The 17158-nt window shown below is 66.1% G+C and carries 16 protein-coding genes and 1 pseudogene; 8 read left to right on the plus strand and 9 right to left on the minus strand.

What is annotated here, in order from left to right:
- Positions 1 to 11: 11 nt before the first annotated feature.
- Positions 12 to 1637: a choline dehydrogenase gene (locus QX073_RS21685; protein WP_315750354.1), complete on the plus strand. Its 1626-nt coding sequence runs from the start codon at positions 12 to 14 to the stop codon at positions 1635 to 1637.
- Positions 1638 to 1652: 15 nt separating this feature from the next.
- On the plus strand, positions 1653 to 2630 hold the full coding sequence (hemC, locus tag QX073_RS21690; RefSeq protein WP_315750355.1) for a hydroxymethylbilane synthase: 978 nt from the start codon (positions 1653 to 1655) through the stop codon (positions 2628 to 2630).
- Positions 2631 to 2634: 4 nt separating this feature from the next.
- Here hemC and hemE read toward each other — a convergent pair whose 3' ends face one another.
- Positions 2635 to 3666 carry a uroporphyrinogen decarboxylase gene (hemE, locus tag QX073_RS21695; protein WP_409998625.1) on the minus strand — a complete coding sequence of 344 codons (1032 nt, stop codon included), beginning with the start codon at positions 3664 to 3666 and terminating at the stop codon, positions 2635 to 2637.
- A gap of 197 nt (positions 3667 to 3863) precedes the next feature.
- Between hemE and QX073_RS21700 the strand changes: the two genes are divergently transcribed.
- Together QX073_RS21700 and QX073_RS21705 are read left to right on the plus strand one after the other, a co-directional pair.
- A complete protein-coding gene (locus QX073_RS21700; protein ID WP_316187212.1) occupies positions 3864 to 4100 on the plus strand; it encodes a hypothetical protein in 237 nt (78 codons plus the stop codon).
- Positions 4101 to 4270: 170 nt separating this feature from the next.
- The gene (locus tag QX073_RS21705) at positions 4271 to 6181 is read left to right on the plus strand and encodes a diguanylate cyclase (RefSeq protein WP_316192141.1); all 1911 of its coding nucleotides are present in this window, start codon (positions 4271 to 4273) and stop codon (positions 6179 to 6181) included.
- 13 nt (positions 6182 to 6194) lie between these two features.
- Here QX073_RS21705 and QX073_RS21710 read toward each other — a convergent pair whose 3' ends face one another.
- Positions 6195 to 6422 carry a SlyX family protein gene (locus QX073_RS21710; protein ID WP_315718252.1) on the minus strand — a complete coding sequence of 76 codons (228 nt, stop codon included), beginning with the start codon at positions 6420 to 6422 and terminating at the stop codon, positions 6195 to 6197.
- Entirely contained in the window at positions 6409 to 7188 is a 780-nt protein-coding gene (locus tag QX073_RS21715; protein ID WP_316226338.1) for a rhodanese-related sulfurtransferase, read from the minus strand. Before QX073_RS21715 ends, QX073_RS21710 begins: the two co-directional genes overlap by 14 nt.
- 132 nt (positions 7189 to 7320) lie before the next feature.
- On the opposite strand from QX073_RS21715, the gene ggt reads away from it, so the two are divergent.
- Together ggt and QX073_RS21725 are read left to right on the plus strand one after the other, a co-directional pair.
- Positions 7321 to 8907 carry a gamma-glutamyltransferase gene (gene ggt / locus QX073_RS21720; RefSeq protein WP_316226339.1) on the plus strand — a complete coding sequence of 529 codons (1587 nt, stop codon included), beginning with the start codon at positions 7321 to 7323 and terminating at the stop codon, positions 8905 to 8907.
- Positions 8908 to 9816: 909 nt separating this feature from the next.
- Positions 9817 to 10254 (plus strand): FKBP-type peptidyl-prolyl cis-trans isomerase, encoded by a 438-nt coding sequence (locus QX073_RS21725; RefSeq protein ID WP_315738722.1) that lies wholly within the window; start codon positions 9817 to 9819, stop codon positions 10252 to 10254.
- Positions 10255 to 10517: 263 nt separating this feature from the next.
- Here QX073_RS21725 and QX073_RS21730 read toward each other — a convergent pair whose 3' ends face one another.
- The gene (locus QX073_RS21730) at positions 10518 to 10733 is read right to left on the minus strand and encodes a CsbD family protein (RefSeq protein WP_315750360.1); all 216 of its coding nucleotides are present in this window, start codon (positions 10731 to 10733) and stop codon (positions 10518 to 10520) included.
- Between the two features lie 148 nt (positions 10734 to 10881).
- On the opposite strand from QX073_RS21730, the gene QX073_RS21735 reads away from it, so the two are divergent.
- Positions 10882 to 11400: a cupin domain-containing protein gene (locus QX073_RS21735; RefSeq protein ID WP_315717363.1), complete on the plus strand. Its 519-nt coding sequence runs from the start codon at positions 10882 to 10884 to the stop codon at positions 11398 to 11400.
- A gap of 173 nt (positions 11401 to 11573) precedes the next feature.
- Here QX073_RS21735 and QX073_RS21740 read toward each other — a convergent pair.
- The 5 genes and pseudogenes from QX073_RS21740 to QX073_RS21760 all read right to left on the minus strand — a co-directional run.
- Positions 11574 to 11675: pseudogene (locus tag QX073_RS21740) on the minus strand (GTP-binding protein); the annotation flags it as partial.
- A 434-nt stretch (positions 11676 to 12109) separates the two neighbouring features.
- Positions 12110 to 13339: a Tad domain-containing protein gene (locus tag QX073_RS21745; protein ID WP_315717362.1), complete on the minus strand. Its 1230-nt coding sequence runs from the start codon at positions 13337 to 13339 to the stop codon at positions 12110 to 12112.
- 285 nt (positions 13340 to 13624) lie between these two features.
- Positions 13625 to 13783: a hypothetical protein gene (locus QX073_RS21750; RefSeq protein ID WP_315750456.1), complete on the minus strand. Its 159-nt coding sequence runs from the start codon at positions 13781 to 13783 to the stop codon at positions 13625 to 13627.
- Between the two features lie 23 nt (positions 13784 to 13806).
- On the minus strand, positions 13807 to 14973 hold the full coding sequence (locus QX073_RS21755) for a hypothetical protein (protein WP_315750362.1): 1167 nt from the start codon (positions 14971 to 14973) through the stop codon (positions 13807 to 13809).
- Positions 14970 to 15671 (minus strand): FecR domain-containing protein, encoded by a 702-nt coding sequence (locus tag QX073_RS21760; RefSeq protein WP_315717360.1) that lies wholly within the window; start codon positions 15669 to 15671, stop codon positions 14970 to 14972. Before QX073_RS21760 ends, QX073_RS21755 begins: the two co-directional genes overlap by 4 nt.
- Positions 15672 to 15810: 139 nt before the next feature.
- Between QX073_RS21760 and QX073_RS21765 the strand changes: the two genes are divergently transcribed.
- The gene (locus tag QX073_RS21765) at positions 15811 to 17139 is read left to right on the plus strand and encodes a phospholipid carrier-dependent glycosyltransferase (protein WP_316226340.1); all 1329 of its coding nucleotides are present in this window, start codon (positions 15811 to 15813) and stop codon (positions 17137 to 17139) included.
- Positions 17140 to 17158 lie beyond the last annotated feature (19 nt).

The raw sequence follows: 17158 nt of genomic DNA on the forward strand, positions 1-17158 counted from the left end.
GTGGGGAAGCGATGGAAGGCAGCGTGGTGTTGCGTGAGGCGGACATCGAGTTCGACTACGTCGTGGTCGGTGCCGGCTCGGCCGGCTGCGTTCTCGCCAACAGGCTCAGCAGCGACGGCAAGCACACGGTGCTGCTGCTCGAGGCGGGTCCAAAGGACACCAACATCTGGATCCACGTCCCGCTCGGCTACGGCAAGCTGTTCAAGGAAAAGACCGTCAACTGGATGTACCAGACCGAGCCGGAGCCCGGACTCGACGGCCGCTCCGTGTTCCAGCCGCGCGGCAAGGTGCTCGGTGGCTCCAGCTCGATCAACGGCCTGCTCTACGTGCGCGGCCAGCACGAGGATTACGACCGCTGGCGCCAGCGCGGCAATGTCGGCTGGGGCTATGACGACGTGCTGCCCTATTTCAAGCGGGCGGAAAATCAGTCCCGCGGCGCCAATGACTACCACGGCGTCGACGGCCCGCTGCCGGTGTCCGACTGGCGGCACGAGGACCCCTTGTCTGAAGCCTTCGTGAAAGCGGCGGTCGAGGCCGGGTTGCCCTTCAATGGCGACTTCAATGGTGCGAGCCAGGAGGGGGCGGGGTTCTTCCAGACGACGACCCGTCGCGGCCGCCGCGCCAGCAGCGCGGCCTCCTACCTGCGGCCGGCGCTCGGCCGCAGCAACCTCCACGTCGAGACCGACGCGCTGGCCCAGCGGATTTTGTTCGAGGGGCGCCGGGCCCGCGGCGTCACGTTCAGCCAGCGCGGCCGAATGCGGACGGCCCGCGCTCGCAAGGAGATTCTGGTGTCGAGCGGCGCCTACAACTCGCCGCAACTGCTGCAGCTGTCCGGGGTCGGTCCGGCCGAGCTGTTGAAGCAGCACGGCCTCGACGTGGTCCTCGATGCGCCCGGTGTCGGAAGTGACCTGCAGGACCATCTGCAGGTGCGCATCGTGATGCGCTGCAGCCAGCGCATCACACTGAACGACATCGTCAACAATCCGGTGCGCAAGGTGCTGGCTGGCGTACGCTATGCGGCCTTCCGCAACGGTCCGCTGACGATCGCTGCGGGTACGGCCGGCGCGTTCTTCAAGACCGATCCGCGGCTCGTGAGCCCGGACATCCAGATCCACTTCATCCCGTTCTCGACCGACAAGATGGGCGAGAAGTTGCACACCTTCTCCGGCTTCACCGCCTCGGTCTGCCAGCTCAGGCCCGAAAGCCGCGGTTCGCTGCGGATCAGGAGCGCGGATCCAACGGTGCCGCCGGAAATCCGCATCAATTATCTCGCCAGTGAAATTGACCGGCGGGCCAACATCGAGGGCCTCCGGATCCTGCGGAAAATCCTGGCGGCACCGGCGCTGAAGCCGTATGTCTCGGATGAAGCCTATCCCGGGTCCAAGATCGTGAGCGATGACGACATCCTGGCCTATTGCCGGCAGACCGGCAGCACGATCTACCATCCGACCTCGACCTGCCGGATGGGGACCGATGCTGCCGCCGTGGTCGATCAACGCCTGCGGGTGCGCGGCGTCGACGGCCTGCGCGTGGTCGATGCCTCGATCATGCCGGATCTGGTTTCGGGCAACACCAACGCGCCGGTCATCATGATCGCGGAGAAGGCCTCCGACATGATCTTGCAGGACGCGCGCTGACGCAGGAATGAGTTCGTGACACGTTTCCGGATCGGCACCCGCAAGAGCACGATGGCCTTGGCGCAGACGGAGGAGATCGCCCGTCGGCTGCAGGCGGCGATTCCGTCGCTCGACATCGAGATCGTCAAGTTCGAGACGACGGGCGATTCCGACCAGACCAGCAAGCTGCTCACCCACGGCGGCAAGGGTGGCGCGTTCGTGGCCGAGATCCGCCGTGCCATGCTGGACGGCCGGCTGCATGCAGCGATGCACTCGCTGAAGGACATGCCGGGCAATGAGGAGACGCCCGGTCTGGTGGTTGCCGCGCTGCTGTCGCGCGATCCGCCGGGCGACGTGCTGGTGCTGCGGCGCGGGCTGTCGCTGGACCAATTCCGCAACGATGGCGGCCGGGGCTTCAAGATCGGCACCAATGCCGTGCGCCGGGCCGCCTATGCGCGGCGGCTGTTTCCGCACGCCGAGCTGATCCATTTCCGCGGCGCGGCCGACACCCGCATCCGCAAGCTCGACAATGGCGAGCTGCAGCGGCTGCCGGATGGCGGCGCCGTGGGACCGGCCGATGCGCTGATCATGGCGCGCTCCGGGCTGGAGCGGGTCGGTCTTTCTGATCGCGCCTCGTACGACTTCCCGGTCGCCGACATGCTGCCGGCGGTCGGGCAGGGCATCGTCGCCGTCGAGTGCCCTGCCTCCGATTGGGAGACGCGGCGCATCCTGGCGACGATCGACGATGCAGCGGCGCGGACCTGCGCCGACGCCGAGCGCGAGGTGCTGTGGGTGCTCAACGGCCACTGCAACTCGCCGATCGCAGGATTTTCGACCATCGACGGCGAACAGCTGACGCTGACCGCCTCGGTGCTCGACGAGGACGGCGGCCGCTTCATTGAAGCACAGCGCTCGGCGCCGGCGGATCGTCCGCGCGAGCTCGGCCGGGCGGTCGGGCTCGAGCTGCTCGCCAACGGCGCGGCCGAGCTGATCGAGCGCAGCCGGCCGCGCTAGCAAGTCATCCCTTGTAGGCGCGCACCCGCGCCAGCATCTGCTCCACATGGGCGATCGGCGTCTCCGGCAGGATGCCGTGGCCGAGGTTGAAGATGTGCCGTCCACCGGAATAGCTCGCCAGCACGTCATCGACCGCCTGGTCGAGCGCCGCGCCCCCAGTGAGCAGCGCCAGCGGATCGAGATTGCCCTGCACCGCGACCTTGCTCTGCACCCGCTCGCGCACGAGGCCCGGCTCCGCCGTCCAGTCGATGCTGACGGCATCGATTCCGGTCTCGGCGACGTAGCCCGGCAGCAATGCACCGGCGCCGCGCGGAAAGCCGATGATCTTCGCATCCGGCCGCGCCTTGCGCACGCCCTCGACGATGCGTCGCGTCGGCGCGACGGACCAGCGCGCGAACTCGCGCGGCGACAGCACCCCGGCCCAGGTGTCGAAGATCTGCAGCGCGTCGGCTCCGGCCTCCAGCTGCTTCAAGAGATAGCCGATCGAGCTGTCGACCAGCGCGTCGATGATCGCGCCGAACGCCTCGGGATGGCGATAGGCCAGCAGCCGCGCCGGTGCCTGGTCGGGCGTGCCTTGGCCCGCGACCATGTAGGTCGCGACCGTCCACGGGGCGCCGCAAAAGCCGATCAGGGCAGTGCTCGGTGGCAGCTCGGCCCGCACCCGGCGCAGCGCCTCGAACACCGCTTGCAGCTTCGACAAATCTGCCTTCGCCGACAGCGTCGCGATCTTCTCCGGCGTATCGAGCGGGTCGAGCCGCGGGCCCTCGCCGACCTCGAAGCGGACGCTGCGGCCGAGCGCATGCGGGATCACCAGAATGTCGGAAAAGATGATTGCCGCATCGAAGCCGAAGCGCCGGATCGGCTGCAGCGTGACTTCGGCTGCGAGCTCAGGATTGAAGCAGAGGTCGAGAAAGCCGCCGGCCTTGGCGCGGACCTCGCGGTACTCCGGCAAATAGCGGCCGGCCTGCCGCATCATCCAGACCGGAGGCACGCTCTGGCGCCGACCGGCCAGCACGTCGATGAAAGGCTTGTTCACGGCAGTCTCACTCACGCTCGGGCTCCGCAACCTTCGGGAACAGTTTACCGTCCGTGATACATGCCCACGCGGTTCCGGCCAAGGTCATATCGGCTCGGGAATCGCCGGAGATGCGATCGTCCCCACAGTTGCGGGACGTCACATCGAGGGGAACACGTCCGCCGCCCCTGCGTTGTCGTTCCACAGGGAGATTCATCATGGCTGAGAAATTCAATCCCGCGCCGCACGACAAGCACGCGGTCGATCCGCGCGAAGCTGCGCGTCTCGACCGTGCGACTGCAACGCAGCTCGACAAGGGACTGATGGACACGTTTCCGGCATCGGATCCGGTGAGCCTGCAGCAGCCCTCGACGACCCGCGTGAAGGGCGATGACATTGACCTGGACCATTCGCCATCGCTTTGGGAAAAGGTGCGATCGGTGTTCGTTCGCTGAACTAACAGGCTGAATGCCCGCCTCGAGCGTGGCGCCGCCGTTGTTTGTCCGTAGTAGTACGGGAGCGGCCGTAGTCTTACGGGTCGGTGCGGACGCCTTCGGACCAATCGCATTTCAGAGTTAAATAAGATGTCCATGGGACTCTCGCGGCGTCCGGAGAGTCCCGCGGAATGGACATTGGTGCGACCAGAGTTGATCGAAGCCGCCTGCCGATGTGGGCGGCTGGCGTGCTCGCGCTCGTGTCGGTCACGATTCTCGCTTACAGCGTCTGGGGCGAATGGACTTCCCGACAGGCGGAGGTGCGCAATGCCGAAACCGATCTCGGCAACCTCGCTCACTCGCTCACCCAGCACGTCGAGGATACCTTCGAGCTTGCGGATTCGCTGTTGCGCGGCGTCGTCGCCGCGCTCGAGACCGATGACGGCAAGCCCGGTGCGATCGCCCGACTGCAGACGATTCTGAAGACGAGGAAGGCCAATCTCGGCCGCATCCGGGGCATCTTCGCCTATGGCGAAAACGGCGACTGGCTTGCCACCACCGAGGACGTCACGCTCACCAACTACAACAATGCCGATCGCGACTACTTCGCACACCACAGGATTTCGGCCGATCGCTCGCTGCTGATCGGTCGTCCGGTGCAGAGCAGGGCCGGCGGTCAATGGGTCATCACCCTGTCGCGGCGCTGGAATCACGCGGATGGCCGGTTCGGCGGCGTCGTGCTGGCAACCATCGACGTTGCCTATTTTGCTCAGTTCTACCGTCAGTTTGCCGTCGGTCGTCAGGGCACGATCAGCCTGATGAGCCGTGACGGAGCCGTCCTCGCCGACAATGCGGAACCGGACCCGCAGACGCTTGGGCACCCCATACCTGAAGCGATACCCTATCATCCGGCGTCGGGGCCGTTGCATTTCCGGCGGCTCGGCGAACCGTCCGAACGCATCGGGTTCTATCAGCACGCGCAGCGCTATCCGTTCCTCATTCTCGTGACGCGCACCGAGGCGGAGGTCCTGGCGGAATGGACGCGTGACGCGCTGGTCCGGCTGACGGTGCTGGTCTGTCTGGTTGCGCTGGTCATCGCGATCGGCATCTTCCTCGCGAAGCAGTTGCTGCAGCGGCAGCAGCTCGCCGCGGCGCTGGCGGCAAAGGAGGAGAACTTCAGGTTGCTCGCCGAAGGCTCCAGCGACATCGTGACGCGGATCGAGCTGGACGACTGCATCGGCTACGTTTCGCCGTCGACCATGCGCGTGCTGGGCTGGCACCCGTCGCAGCTCCTGGGCAAGCGCGCGCTGTCCGGTGTGCATCCGCTCGATCGCCCGCAACTGCAGGAGATCCTCGATCAGCTCAGGAGGGGCGCCGTCGACGAGGCGCGCGCCACCTATCGCATGCGTCGCCGCGACAAATCTGAGATCTGGGTCGAGACCACGATCCGCGCCACCCGTCAGCCGGATGGCGCGCTCGACGGCTTCGTCGCCGTCACCCGCGACGTGACGCAGCAGAAGACGCTGCAGGGCCGGCTCGAGACGCTGGCCATCGAGGACGGCCTCACCGGGCTCGCCAACCGCCGCCGGTTCGACGAGCGGCTGCTGGAGGAGTGGGGCAGGGCCTACCGCGACAAGACTTCGCTGGCGCTGCTGATGATCGACATCGACCACTTCAAGGCCTTCAACGACGCCTATGGCCACCCGGCCGGCGACGAATGCCTGCACACCGTGGCCGGCATTCTGGCCGACGAGGCGCAGCGCAGCTCGGATCTGGCGGCCCGCTACGGCGGCGAGGAGTTCGCCGTCCTGCTGCCGAACACCGATGCCGGGGGCTGCGCCAGGCTCGGCGAGCGGATCAGGCGGGCACTGCACGAGGCCCGCATCGTCCACGATCACAACCCGGTGGGCATCGTCACCGCCAGCATCGGCGGCGCGGTGTGCCGGCCGGGCTTCGAGCGCTCCGCCGGCCCGGCCTCGCTGATCGAGGCGGCCGACCGCGCGCTCTATGCCGCCAAGGACGCCGGCCGCGACCGCCTGATCATGGCCGGCGAGGTGATCGATCTGCCCGCCGGCAAGGCGCCGGCGACCGTCCCGGCCTGAGATCGCCGCCCGCTCAGTAGTGCGGCGGAGGCTCATTGCGCGGCCCCTCGGCGTTGCCTTGCGCGTCCTCGAGCCGCTCGACCAGCAGGGCGATCCGCCGCTTCAGCGCGTCGATCTCGCGCCACTGCGCAGTGATGGTCTGGTTCAGCGTCTCGATCGTGTCGTCCTGGAAGGTGAGGCGCATCTCCAGCGTGTCGATCCGCTCGCCGAGTTCCGCGTTTGATGGCTCAGAACTGCTCATCGCGTGCGCCCTCCGGAGCGGCCTTGATGGTGGCCTCGCTGTGCTCCCGCAGCCCGTGACCGAGCGCCACCCGTTCGTCGAACACGAAACAGCCGCCGCGCCAGCGGCTCTCGGATTCCGGGATCTCCTCAAGATACTTCAGGATGCCCCCCTTGAGGTGGTAGACCTCGGAAAAACCGCGCGCCAGCAGCAGCGCGCTCGCCTTCTCGCAGCGGATGCCGCCGGTGCAGAACATCGCGATCCGCTTGTGCCTGGCAGGATCGAGTGCGCGTTCTGCAAAATCCTTGAACTGCCCGAAGCTCTGCAGGCCTGGATCGACCGCGCCTTCGAACGTCCCCATCGCCACCTCGAACGCATTCCGGGTGTCGAGCACGACGGTATCCGGCGCGGCGATCAGCGCGTTCCAATCGGCGGGATTGACATAGGTCCCGACCTGCCGGGTCGGATCGGCGGCGGGATCGCCGAGCGTCACGATCTCCCGCTTCAGCCGCACCTTGAGGCGCCGGAACGGCATGGCCGTGGCGCGCGAGTATTTCAGCTCCAGATTGTCCAGCCGGCCGGCGAACAGCGTTCCGTCGCGAAACGCGCCTACCAGGGCGGCAATTGCCGGCCCGGTCCCGGCCACGGTGCCGTTGATGCCCTCCTCGGCCAGCAGGACGCTGCCCCTGATGCCGCGCTCGGCGCAAAAGGCGTGGAGCGGCGCGCGCAGGTCGCGAAAATCCGGCAGGGCGACGAACTGATAGAAGGCGGCGACGGCGAGGGGCATGCGGCCGTTTACCAGCAGAGCTGACCATAGAAAAGCTGGTATCCCCGGGCATTGCCGAGCCTGGAAGGAATGTGCGATGTAGCCGGCCAGCACTGGTATTCCAACCACCACACGATCACGCAGCGAGCAACGATGAGAAGCTTCCACTTCCCAGGCAGATCGACGGTCCACGCCCAGAACGGAATGATCGCGACATCGCACCCGCAGGCGGCGCTGGCCGGGATCGAGGTGCTGCGGGCCGGGGGCACCGCGGCCGACGCCGCGGTGGCAGCCTGCGCCCTGCTCGGCGTGATCGAGCCGCAATCGACCGGCATCGGCGGCGACTGCTTCGCCTTGGTACAGCCCAGGGGCGAAAGCCGGATCATGGCCTATAACGGCTCGGGTCGGGCGCCCGCCGCCGCGACCGTGGACTGGTACCTCGAGCGCAAGATCCATTCGGTCCCCCTGACCTCGGCCCATGCGGTGTCCGTCCCCGGCGCGATCGATGCCTGGGACCGCATCCTGCGCGACCACGGCCGGCTCGGGCTCGACCGGCTGCTGCAGCCCGCGATCCGCGCCGCGGAGGACGGCTATGTGGTGGCGCCGCGTGTCGCGTTCGACTGGAACAACCAGTTCGAGAAGCTCAAGAACGGCACCAACACCGCGCGCTACTTTCTGCCGCATGGCAAGGCGGCAGCGGTCGGTGACGTGATCCGCCAGCCGGAGCTGGCGCAGACCCTGCGCGTCATCGCCAAGGAGGGGGCGAAGGGCTTCTACACCGGTGCCGTCGCCGAGGACATGGTGCAGACCCTGCGCGGCATCGGCGGCCTGCACACCTTGGAGGATTTCGCCAACCACCAGACCGAGGTGACCTCGCCGATCGGCACCACCTACAAGGATTACGACGTCTGGCAGTGCCCGCCCAACGGTCCGGGCATCACCATGCTGGTGATGCTCAACATCCTCTCGCGCTTCGACCTCACGCGCATCGATCCGCTCAGCGTCGAGCGCTTCCACCTCGAGGCCGAGGCCGCCCGTATCGCCTACATGATGCGCGAGCAGCACATCGGCGATCCCGCGCACATGACGACCGAGGTCGCGAGCATCCTCGCCAAGGAGTTCGCCGACGAGTACATCTCGCAGATCAGCCTCGACAAGCCGCTCGACCTGCCGAACGTCGCGCCGCCGATGAATCCGGAGACCGTCTACATCACGGTCGTCGACCGCGACCGCAACGTCTGCTCCTTCATCAACTCGATCGCGCATTCGTTCGGCTCGGCGATCGTCTCCAACGAGACCGGCGTGCTTCTGCAGAACCGCGCCGGCGGCTTCCGCATCCAGCCGGGCCATCCGAACTGCATCGGCCCGGGCAAGCGTCCGCTGCACACGATCATTCCGGCGCTCGCCACCAAGGCGGGCCGCGCCCAGATGTCGTTCGGCGTCATGGGCGGCCAGTATCAGCCGGTCGGCCAGACCCACGTTCTGACCAACATCCTCGACTACGGCTGCGACGTGCAGGAAGCGATCGATATGGCCAGGGGTCTGCATTACGAGGGCGTCTATCAGCTCGAGGACGGCGTGCCGGCCGAGGTGGTCGAGGGCTTGCAGAAGATCGGCCACAAGACCACCAAGGTGGTGTCGCCGCTCGGCGGCGGTCAGGCGATCTGGATCGACTGGGACAAGGGCACGCTCACCGGCGGCTCCGACCCGCGCAAGGACGGCTGCGCGCTGGGGTATTGAGGCGGCGCCATTCGTCATCGCGAGCGCAGCGACGCGATCCAGAGCCGTGGCTGTCACTCTGGATTGCTTCGTCGCTTCGCTCCTCGCAATGACGATGGTGGCTACGCAAGCTGCATCCACACACACCACTGTCGTCCCGGCCTTGCGCCGGGACCCATGACCCCAGGCAGTGGTTTGAGGCAGGCCAGCCGTTAGTTCTTCGCACGTCACGTCCGCCGCGGCGTATGGGTCCGGATCGGCGCCGCGACACGCGGCGCGCGTCACGGCTTGTCCGGGACGACGGCGGTGGACGGGGGCGGATACACGGCTCAAACAACGATCGACACATGGTCTCGTTCTCGCGGCACGGACGCCCGAGGTCTGCGATCAGTTCGTCCCTCTCGAAAGGCAGAGGGCGCAGGGAATGCCGGGTGAAGGCCTCACCCATGGCCCGCCTGCGAAAAAAATGCAGGCGGCAGGTACCACAGGCAAAGCCGATTCAACCGGCATTCCCTGCGCGACGGTCTTCACGCTTATACGCAGTCTCCCTGGTGCGCCGGGCTTGTTGGCCACCATTGCGACAATGCGCTTGCGCGCACTGCGCGTGATACCAGCATCGGGGTATCAGGACGCTGCGACTTCACGTCCGCGAGCTGCCGTTCGTCCGCGCATCCGAAAATGCGCTGCGGCTTGATCGCGGCCATCGCTCCCCGCCTCGCGTGTCGTGACGATCGCGCGCAACGCCCCTCCGCAATGAGGCGGGATGCGCGGAGATAATCATGATTTCCGATTATTGGCAAGAGAATTATTTTTTTCGGAAATCGATGCCGGGCTGGTCAGCCGCTCCCGCATGAGCTAAACCGCGGCTCCCGTGAACGAGCAGAGGCGGTCTGGAGCATGCGGCGTCCGATGAACAGAAGAGTTGCGATGATGGCGGCGGCATCGGCCGCGGCCGGTGTCTTGCTGGGCTCCCGCGCGGTCTCGGCACAGACCAGTTCCGCCAAACCCACAGGAAAGACCATGACCACTCCCTCCGGACTGCAGATCATCGACACCAAGGAAGGCACCGGCGCCACGCCGACGCGCGGTCAGACCTGCGTGATGCATTATACGGGCTGGCTCTATGAGAACGGCCAGAAGGGCAAGAAATTCGACTCGTCGGTGGATCGCAACGAGCCGTTCGAATTCCCGATCGGCATGAAGCGCGTGATCGCCGGCTGGGACGAGGGCGTCGCCACCATGAAGGTCGGCGGCAAGCGTACCCTGATCATTCCGCCCGAGCTGGGCTACGGCGCCCGCGGCGCCGGCGGCGTGATTCCGCCGAACGCGACGCTGATGTTCGACGTCGAACTGCTCGGCGTGAAGTAGAGACGCTGCCTTCGCCCGCTCTCATCACGAGCCGAGTTGATGCAAAGGCTCTCACCGCCGTCATTGCGAGGAGCCGCAGGCGACGAAGCAATCCAGTGTCCGGTCGGGACTCTGGATCGCGTCGCTTCGCTTGCGATGACGGACGTAAGCATGAGCTATTTCTCGGACGTGATATAAAACGAAAGGATCGGCCCACGAGGAGCCGATCCTTTTAGTTTCTATTGAGCTTCATCGCGCTACCTCAGCGGTCGCGCCGATCCTGCTCAGAGGTTCTTGTTGGCGGCGCCGGCGGCAGTGTTCACCGCGTCCTTGGTCGCCTGCTTGGCATCGCCCAGCGCCTGCTGGCCCTTGCCCTTGATCTCCTGCACGGCACCCTCGCCCTGCAGGCGCTCGGAGCCGGTGGCTTCGCCGATACCCTGCTTGGCCTTGCCGATGGTCTCGTTGGCGACGCCCTTGATCTTGTCGGTGGTGGCACCCATGATTTCGTCCTCCGTTGTTCGTGTGAACTCCACCGATCCAACGCACGCAATGCAGAAAGGTTCGCGCGGAACTGCGAATAGCTTCGCTGCGGCATTTCGGCTAAGAACGGTTGGTTCCCTCGAACCGACGAAATCCCGAGAAGAAATCATGTCAGGCTCTCACGATCACGCGCACGGCCATTCCCACGATCACGGCGACGAGCGCTGGAAGCACGACGGCGTCCGCGTCATTCCGGGCAATCAGCTCGATTCCAACGTGCCGTCGACGCCGGGCATGGACCGCAAGGCGGCGATCAACTTCGCGCGCGTCGGAGCGCAGAAATTGTGGGCGGGCACGGTCACGATCAGGCCTGACGCCAAGACCGGGGCGCATCATCACGGTCATCTCGAGAGCGTGATCTACGTCGTGAAAGGCAAGGCGCGGATGCGCTGGGGCGATCGGCTGCAGTTCACCGCGGAGGCCGGTCCCGGCGATTTCATCTTCGTGCCGCCCTATGTGCCGCACCAGGAGATCAATGCGAGCCCGGACGAAGTGCTCGAATGCGTGCTGGTGCGCAGCGACGGCGAGGCGGTCGCGATCAACATCGACATCGAGCCGGTCGAGAAGCCCGAGACGGTGCTGTGGATCGACCCGGTGCACCGCGATCCTGCCGAATCGAAGTCGTAGCCATCAAGGAAATGGCGGAGCCGTCTCGCGACGGCTCCGCCGGGCAGGGAGCGGCTATACCGCCTTCCCTCTCACACGCGAAGCAGGGGCGACTGTCGCGCGTGTGTCTCGCTGGTCGTTGCACCCGAGCCGTTGTTCGGATGAATGCTGATCAGGCCGCCTCGTTGGCGCGGCGCCAGCTTCCGAGCCTGGCGGTTGTTCAGGATGTGGCTGACCAAAGTGGTCTTCCCAGCCCCGAGGAAGCCGGACAAGACCGTGACGGGGAGTTTGCGCATCGAGATCGAACAGCCTCTTCAGGGGAAAGGGTCGGTGCCGGCGGGCGGGCATGCGGCCTCTTTATGGAATGTTATAACGTAACATCATCTGAAACGGGAGAGGGTGTCAAGGGGAGAGCGTGGCGACGAAGGCGTGAGTGGGCGGGCTCGCGGCCGCTTGGGGAGTCGGCAGAGGCGGCGGCCGAGACGCAGGGCGCGAGCGGCTCTGGTGAGCTGGTGAAGCCCTTGCAGTGCTGAAACGACGCTGCAGCCGCCAGCGACACCGCGTTCCCTCTGCCGTGAAGAACGCGGAGAGGGAAGCAGTATCGGTGGCGGGATGCAGCTCCGTTTCATCTCCTAAAAGAGGAGCTGATATCTTTTCGTGTAGCCGGGTCGTCAGTCCCTGCGACCAGCCACTGAAACGGCGCTCACGAGAATTGGCTCAGCTATGGCACCTACCTCGACAGGAACGCCGTGCCGGCCGGACCACTGGCCGCCGACATCGACAGTGCGCCGGGCGCGATCGCCCAGTTGGTCTGGTTCAGGATCAGCGTGTTGAACACCATCGTGACGCTGTTGCTGCTCATGGTCGAGACCGAGTTGATGGTGACGTTGCGGCTCGGCAGATACATCAGGCCGGTGTAGGACGAGCTGCTGGTGCCGTTGATCGGCAGGTTCGTCGTCGACAGGCCGCTCGGCTCGTACATCAGGATATTGGCGTAGGTGCCGCTGGTCGGCGCCGACAGCGTCGCATTGACGTTGCCGTTGAAGGTGAGCGTCGCGTTCTGGTCGACGAGGTAGAAGGTGACGCCGCTGCCGGTGACCGTCCACCCCGAGTTGAAGGTCATCGCGCCGCCCTTGATGATGTAGAGGCCCGGATTGAGCGTCAGCGTGCCGGAGCCGTTGAAATTGGTCGCGCCGCAATAGACGCCGGGATTGAGCGTGACCGAGCCGGGATCATAGACTTTGTTGTTGGTGGTGCACGCGCCCACCGTGACGGCGGGCAGCTTGCCGGCAAATGGGTCGGAGATCGCCGCGCAGCCGGTCTCGGCCGGCGGAGTGACGCCGCCGTTCTTGGTGATGTTGGTGCCCTTGATGCAGATGCGCTTGACGTTGAGCGTGGCGTTGAACATCGCGGCCGGGCTCTGCGTCGACAGCACGTGGATCTCGCAGCTCGGCGCATTGAGCTGGGCCCCGGAATTCACCAGCAATGATTGCGCGTTGATGGTGCTGACCAGCAGGATGCAGACGGGCGACGTGGTCTGCGCGCCGGCCTTGGCCGTTGCGGACGCCGTCACGCCGAGCGATGTCGTGCCCATCACGTTGAGGAACGAGGTCTTCACCGAGGTCGTCGCAGTGCCCGACAGCGAGCCGTCGCTGTTGGGCGTGAAGGTCGCCGTTGTGCCGGTGCCGAACCGGCCTTTGAAGCTGCCCGAGAACACCGCGCTCGCGGTCGACACCTGCTGCGCGCTCGCCTGGGTCACGCCGGCGAGGACCGCGGCGTCGACCGACTTCTGCAACTGCGCCCTGGTGTCGCTCGACTTGGCGAAATCGACTGCGGCGCCGACCGACACCAGGATCGGGATGATGGTGATGGCGAAGATCATGCTGATCTGGCCGTCCTTCGCGCGGCCAAATCTCCATGCCAGATCGCGAAGAGTCTTCGACGAAATCGATGCGGTCATGTGCGACGCTTCCTGCTGATGGCTGTCCGAGGCTCGATGCCGGCGGATGCGAGCCCCTGCTGCAAAGGAAGTGGCGGTCAGACGTTACCGCATGCTGAATCCGGTTCCGTAAAGGAAACCGGCAGCGGAGTAGCGGAAGCGGAAGGTTATCAGCCCGTTTGCCGGATCATCGACAGGTGCCCGTTCGCACCACTCATTGGTAGCAGTCGCGCGAATTGCCTGTATTTGGCGGTGACGGCTTGTGAGTTGCAAGCGGTCGGATTGCGCCCGCCGGTGGATGTCGCGCTAACGAGGCGAGCGCCAGATCCGGGGCGAGAGAACGCGGCTGCACACCAATGCGTAGAGCGCGGTCACCAGGATGACGGTGAGATTGACCATGACCGCGTTGAGCGCGCTCGGCAGCCCGACTCGCAGGATGTCGGCGAACAGCCGGCCCTGGTGCACCCGCCAGGGGCCAGCGCCAGCCGCTAATAATGGACGCGCAGGCCGATGCCGCCGTGGATGGTGTTGCCGACCGGCTGCGGGCCGAGCGTGCCGTTGACGAACAGATCGGCGATCCAGCCCTGCGGGAGGCGGAAGCCGAGTCGGCCGCCATATTCGAACCAGCCCTGGTTGCCCATGGTCGGCGTCACCGTGCCGTTGCCGGTGACGGTGGCGACGATGCCGGAGCTGGTCGCGAACGACTGGACGTAGCCGCCATTGATGTTGGCCTCGATGCTCGTGCCGAACAGGTGGGTCCACTGGCCACCGACCTTGACCAGGCTGGTGCGGTCGGTGCCGCCGGCGATCGTCGCATCGAACGGGTTGAAGGCCACCGTGGGATCGCGATAGCCGGCGACGTGCTGCCACAACTGCCACAGCTCGACCGACGCCGCGAGCTCGTCGCGCGGCGAGAGCCGGCTGATCCAGCCGGCGCGGCCGTAGACCGCGTAGTTCGATGCCGTGGTGGTGCCGTCCACCGTGACGTTACCGAGGCTCGTTGCATAGCTCCGGCCGTAGCGCACGCGCTCATAGGGCGTCAGGATCGTGCCGACGTCGAAGAACGGCCGCGACGAGCCCCAGTCGACGAAGTCGTAGCGCAGTGCGAAGGCGCCGATCGGCGCCGACGTCACGTGGTAGCCGTTCTCGTCGTAGTGCGTGTAGGCGAGGCCCGCGAGCAGCGCCAGATTGTTTGTGAGCTGCTTGCGGCCATGGATGCCGGCCGAGAACGAGCCGGCCGAGCCGAATGCGCTGATGCAGTCGTTGCAGTTGACCTGCTCGTTGACGCCTAGCAGCACCAGCCCGAGCACGCGGTTGGTGATCATCTGGTTGAAGCGCTGGTCGGCGAGGCCGTTGATCGCGTTCGCGCTGTTTCCCGCGCCGGTGGGCGACGGCGACGGGGTCGGCGAGATCGAGGGAGAGGGCGTCGGTGTCGGACTTGAGGTCGATGTCGGCGTGGCCGACGGCGTCGGCGTCGCGGTGGGCGAGGAGGTCGGCGACGGCGACGGGGTGGGGCACGGCGCCGCCGCGAAATTGTCCACCCCGCAACTGCTCTGCGCGGCGGCCGGCGCGGCTTGCAGCGCAAGCGCGAGCAGCCCGCCGGCGATGGCGGTCATCAGGAGAGCAAGCTGACCGCGGTGCGTTCTCATCGTCATCGCCCGCACAGGATGCCGGTGAAGTCCTGCGGCGGCGCATTGCTGGCGAGATCGGTGACCGTGCAAAGGCCCGATGTCGACGCGCAGGTTGCTGCAAAGCTCCAGGACGGATTGCTGGTCTTCTTGATTGCGCTTCGGCCGTTGCCGGTCGCGGTGATGATCGCAGTGTCGCCCGGCTGCGTCAGCTCGAGGCATTGGAAGGTGAGGGTGCAGACCCGCGAAGCGCCTTCCTGCAGCACGACCATGGTCTGGCCGCGCTGCGAGCGGATGTCGAGGATGGTGCCGCGCACGCCGATGGTCGCGAGCGGCGTGTTGATCTTGTAGGCGGTTTTCTCGGAATGGCCGGTGACGAAGCGGAACGCGCCAGTGCCGAGCCGGATCGCGATGTCGCGATAGCTGGTCTCGTCGTTGAAGACGGTGCGGTCAAGCGTCAGGGTGGCGTTGGCGCCGAGCGAGAGATTGGTGCTGTCGATCATGACGAGCCGCGCGGCGCTGTCATTGCCGGTGCGCACCGTCTCGTTGCGCACGACGCCGTCGCCGACATTGATCGGACTGCTCGACGCGCCTGCCACGCGCAGCACGTCCTTCTGCACCAGCACGGCCTCGCCGATGCGGCCGTCGGCGCTTGCCCCGCCCGCCAAGCCCAGCAGGGCGGCGGCCGAGATTGCAGCGACACAGGCTCGGCGACGCTGATTCATATCCACACCGAAGATTGTTCCTTGCCCAATCTAGCCGAAGACGGCGCGCGGGGTTGTTGTAAAATAGGCACAAGTTTGCCTCTATGACCGTTCGGTGGTTAGTTGCCGCCACCGTGAGATCAGTTCAACGCGGAGGCCCATGAAGGTATCTGCTGCTCGCCGCGATGACGACGAAGAGGACGGCGAGGTTGCGCAGGATGGCGCTCTGTCGGTCCGCCGCTGTGTGATGACGACATTGCTGATCTTCGCGATCGCGCACGTCGTGCTGATGATCGGGCTCGCCTCGCCGCCGAAATTCGTCTTCGACGAGGTGCATTACGTGCCGGCGGCGCGGCAGATGCTGGGACTGGCGCCGGCGACGCCGCAGCTCAACCCGATGCATCCGCCGCTCGCCAAGGAGCTGATTGCGCTGTCGATCAGGACGTTCGGCGATAACGCCTTCGCATGGCGCTATCCCGGTACCGTGCTCGGCGGGCTCGCCGTGGCCGCGATCTATCTGTGCGGCCTGGCGCTGTTCGCGGCGCAATGGCCCGCCATTGCGGCGGCGCTGCTCGCGGCCTTCAACCAGATGCTGTTCGTGCAGGCGCGCATCGCGATGCTCGACATCGGCGCGCTCGCCTTCAGCCTACTCGGGATCGCGGCCTTTCTGTTTTCGTTCCGGCAGCGCCGGCCGCAGGTCGTGTTCGCGCTGGCGGGCGCGCTGTTCGGCCTTGCGATCGCCTGCAAATGGAGCGGGCTGTTTCCGCTGCTGACGGCGCTTCTCATCGTCGGTCTCATCAAGCTGTTGCAGCATTGGCAGACCTCGTTCGGCGATGGCGAGCCGACCGACTGGTATCGGCCCGAGCAATGGCCGCAACTGAGCTGGCTGCAGATCGTGCTGTGCCTCGTCGCGATGCCCACCGTCTGCTATCTCGCGACCTTCGTCCCGCTGCACGGCCTGTCCGTCGCGGGCCTCTTTGAGGCGCAGCGGCGCATCTTTGACGACAGCGTCACCACGGCGATCGCCGGCCACACCTATATGAGCGCGTGGCCGACCTGGCCGTTGCTGGTCCGTCCGGTCTGGTTCCTGTTCGACAAGACGAGCGACACCGACATCGCCGCGGTGGTGCTGCTCGGCAATCCGCTGGTGCTGTGGCCGGCGCTTGCCGCGATCGCGATCTGCGTCCGGGATTTCATCGCGACGCGCAGCGCGACGGCGTTCCTGATCCTAGCGTTCTATCTCGGCTGCTATCTGCCCTGGGCGCTGCTGCCGCGCGCGCTGAGCTTCATCTACTACTACCTGCCGTCGGCGACGCTGGCGAGCCTCGCGCTCGTCCATGTGCTGACCCGCTGGCCGCGCTGGGTGCTGTTGAGCTATGTCGCCGTCGCGATCCTGGGCTTCGTCGCGATGCTGCCGGTCAGCGCCGCCTTCATCGGCACGACGATGCAGACCTTCACCCGGTTGATGCTGTTCCAGAGCTGGATCTGAAACCGGACAAAAAGCGCCC

This window comes from Bradyrhizobium sp. SZCCHNS3052 (assembly GCF_032484495.1).
Classification (GTDB): Bacteria; Pseudomonadota; Alphaproteobacteria; order Rhizobiales; family Xanthobacteraceae; genus Bradyrhizobium.

Coding starts and splice junctions, on each gene's coding strand:
- ggt (WP_316226339.1), top strand. CDS start 7,321: ATGAGAAGCTTCCACTTCCCAGGCAGATCGACGGTCCACGCCCAGAAC.
- QX073_RS21730 (WP_315750360.1), bottom strand. CDS start 10,733: ATGGGTGCCACCACCGACAAGATCAAGGGCGTCGCCAACGAGACCATC.
- QX073_RS21755 (WP_315750362.1), bottom strand. CDS start 14,973: ATGACGATGAGAACGCACCGCGGTCAGCTTGCTCTCCTGATGACCGCC.
- QX073_RS21700 (WP_316187212.1), top strand. CDS start 3,864: ATGGCTGAGAAATTCAATCCCGCGCCGCACGACAAGCACGCGGTCGAT.
- QX073_RS21710 (WP_315718252.1), bottom strand. CDS start 6,422: ATGAGCAGTTCTGAGCCATCAAACGCGGAACTCGGCGAGCGGATCGAC.
- QX073_RS21725 (WP_315738722.1), top strand. CDS start 9,817: ATGGCGGCGGCATCGGCCGCGGCCGGTGTCTTGCTGGGCTCCCGCGCG.
- QX073_RS21715 (WP_316226338.1), bottom strand. CDS start 7,188: ATGCCCCTCGCCGTCGCCGCCTTCTATCAGTTCGTCGCCCTGCCGGAT.
- QX073_RS21705 (WP_316192141.1), top strand. CDS start 4,271: ATGGACATTGGTGCGACCAGAGTTGATCGAAGCCGCCTGCCGATGTGG.
- QX073_RS21735 (WP_315717363.1), top strand. CDS start 10,882: ATGTCAGGCTCTCACGATCACGCGCACGGCCATTCCCACGATCACGGC.
- QX073_RS21765 (WP_316226340.1), top strand. CDS start 15,811: ATGAAGGTATCTGCTGCTCGCCGCGATGACGACGAAGAGGACGGCGAG.
- QX073_RS21745 (WP_315717362.1), bottom strand. CDS start 13,339: ATGACCGCATCGATTTCGTCGAAGACTCTTCGCGATCTGGCATGGAGA.
- QX073_RS21760 (WP_315717360.1), bottom strand. CDS start 15,671: ATGAATCAGCGTCGCCGAGCCTGTGTCGCTGCAATCTCGGCCGCCGCC.
- QX073_RS21685 (WP_315750354.1), top strand. CDS start 12: ATGGAAGGCAGCGTGGTGTTGCGTGAGGCGGACATCGAGTTCGACTAC.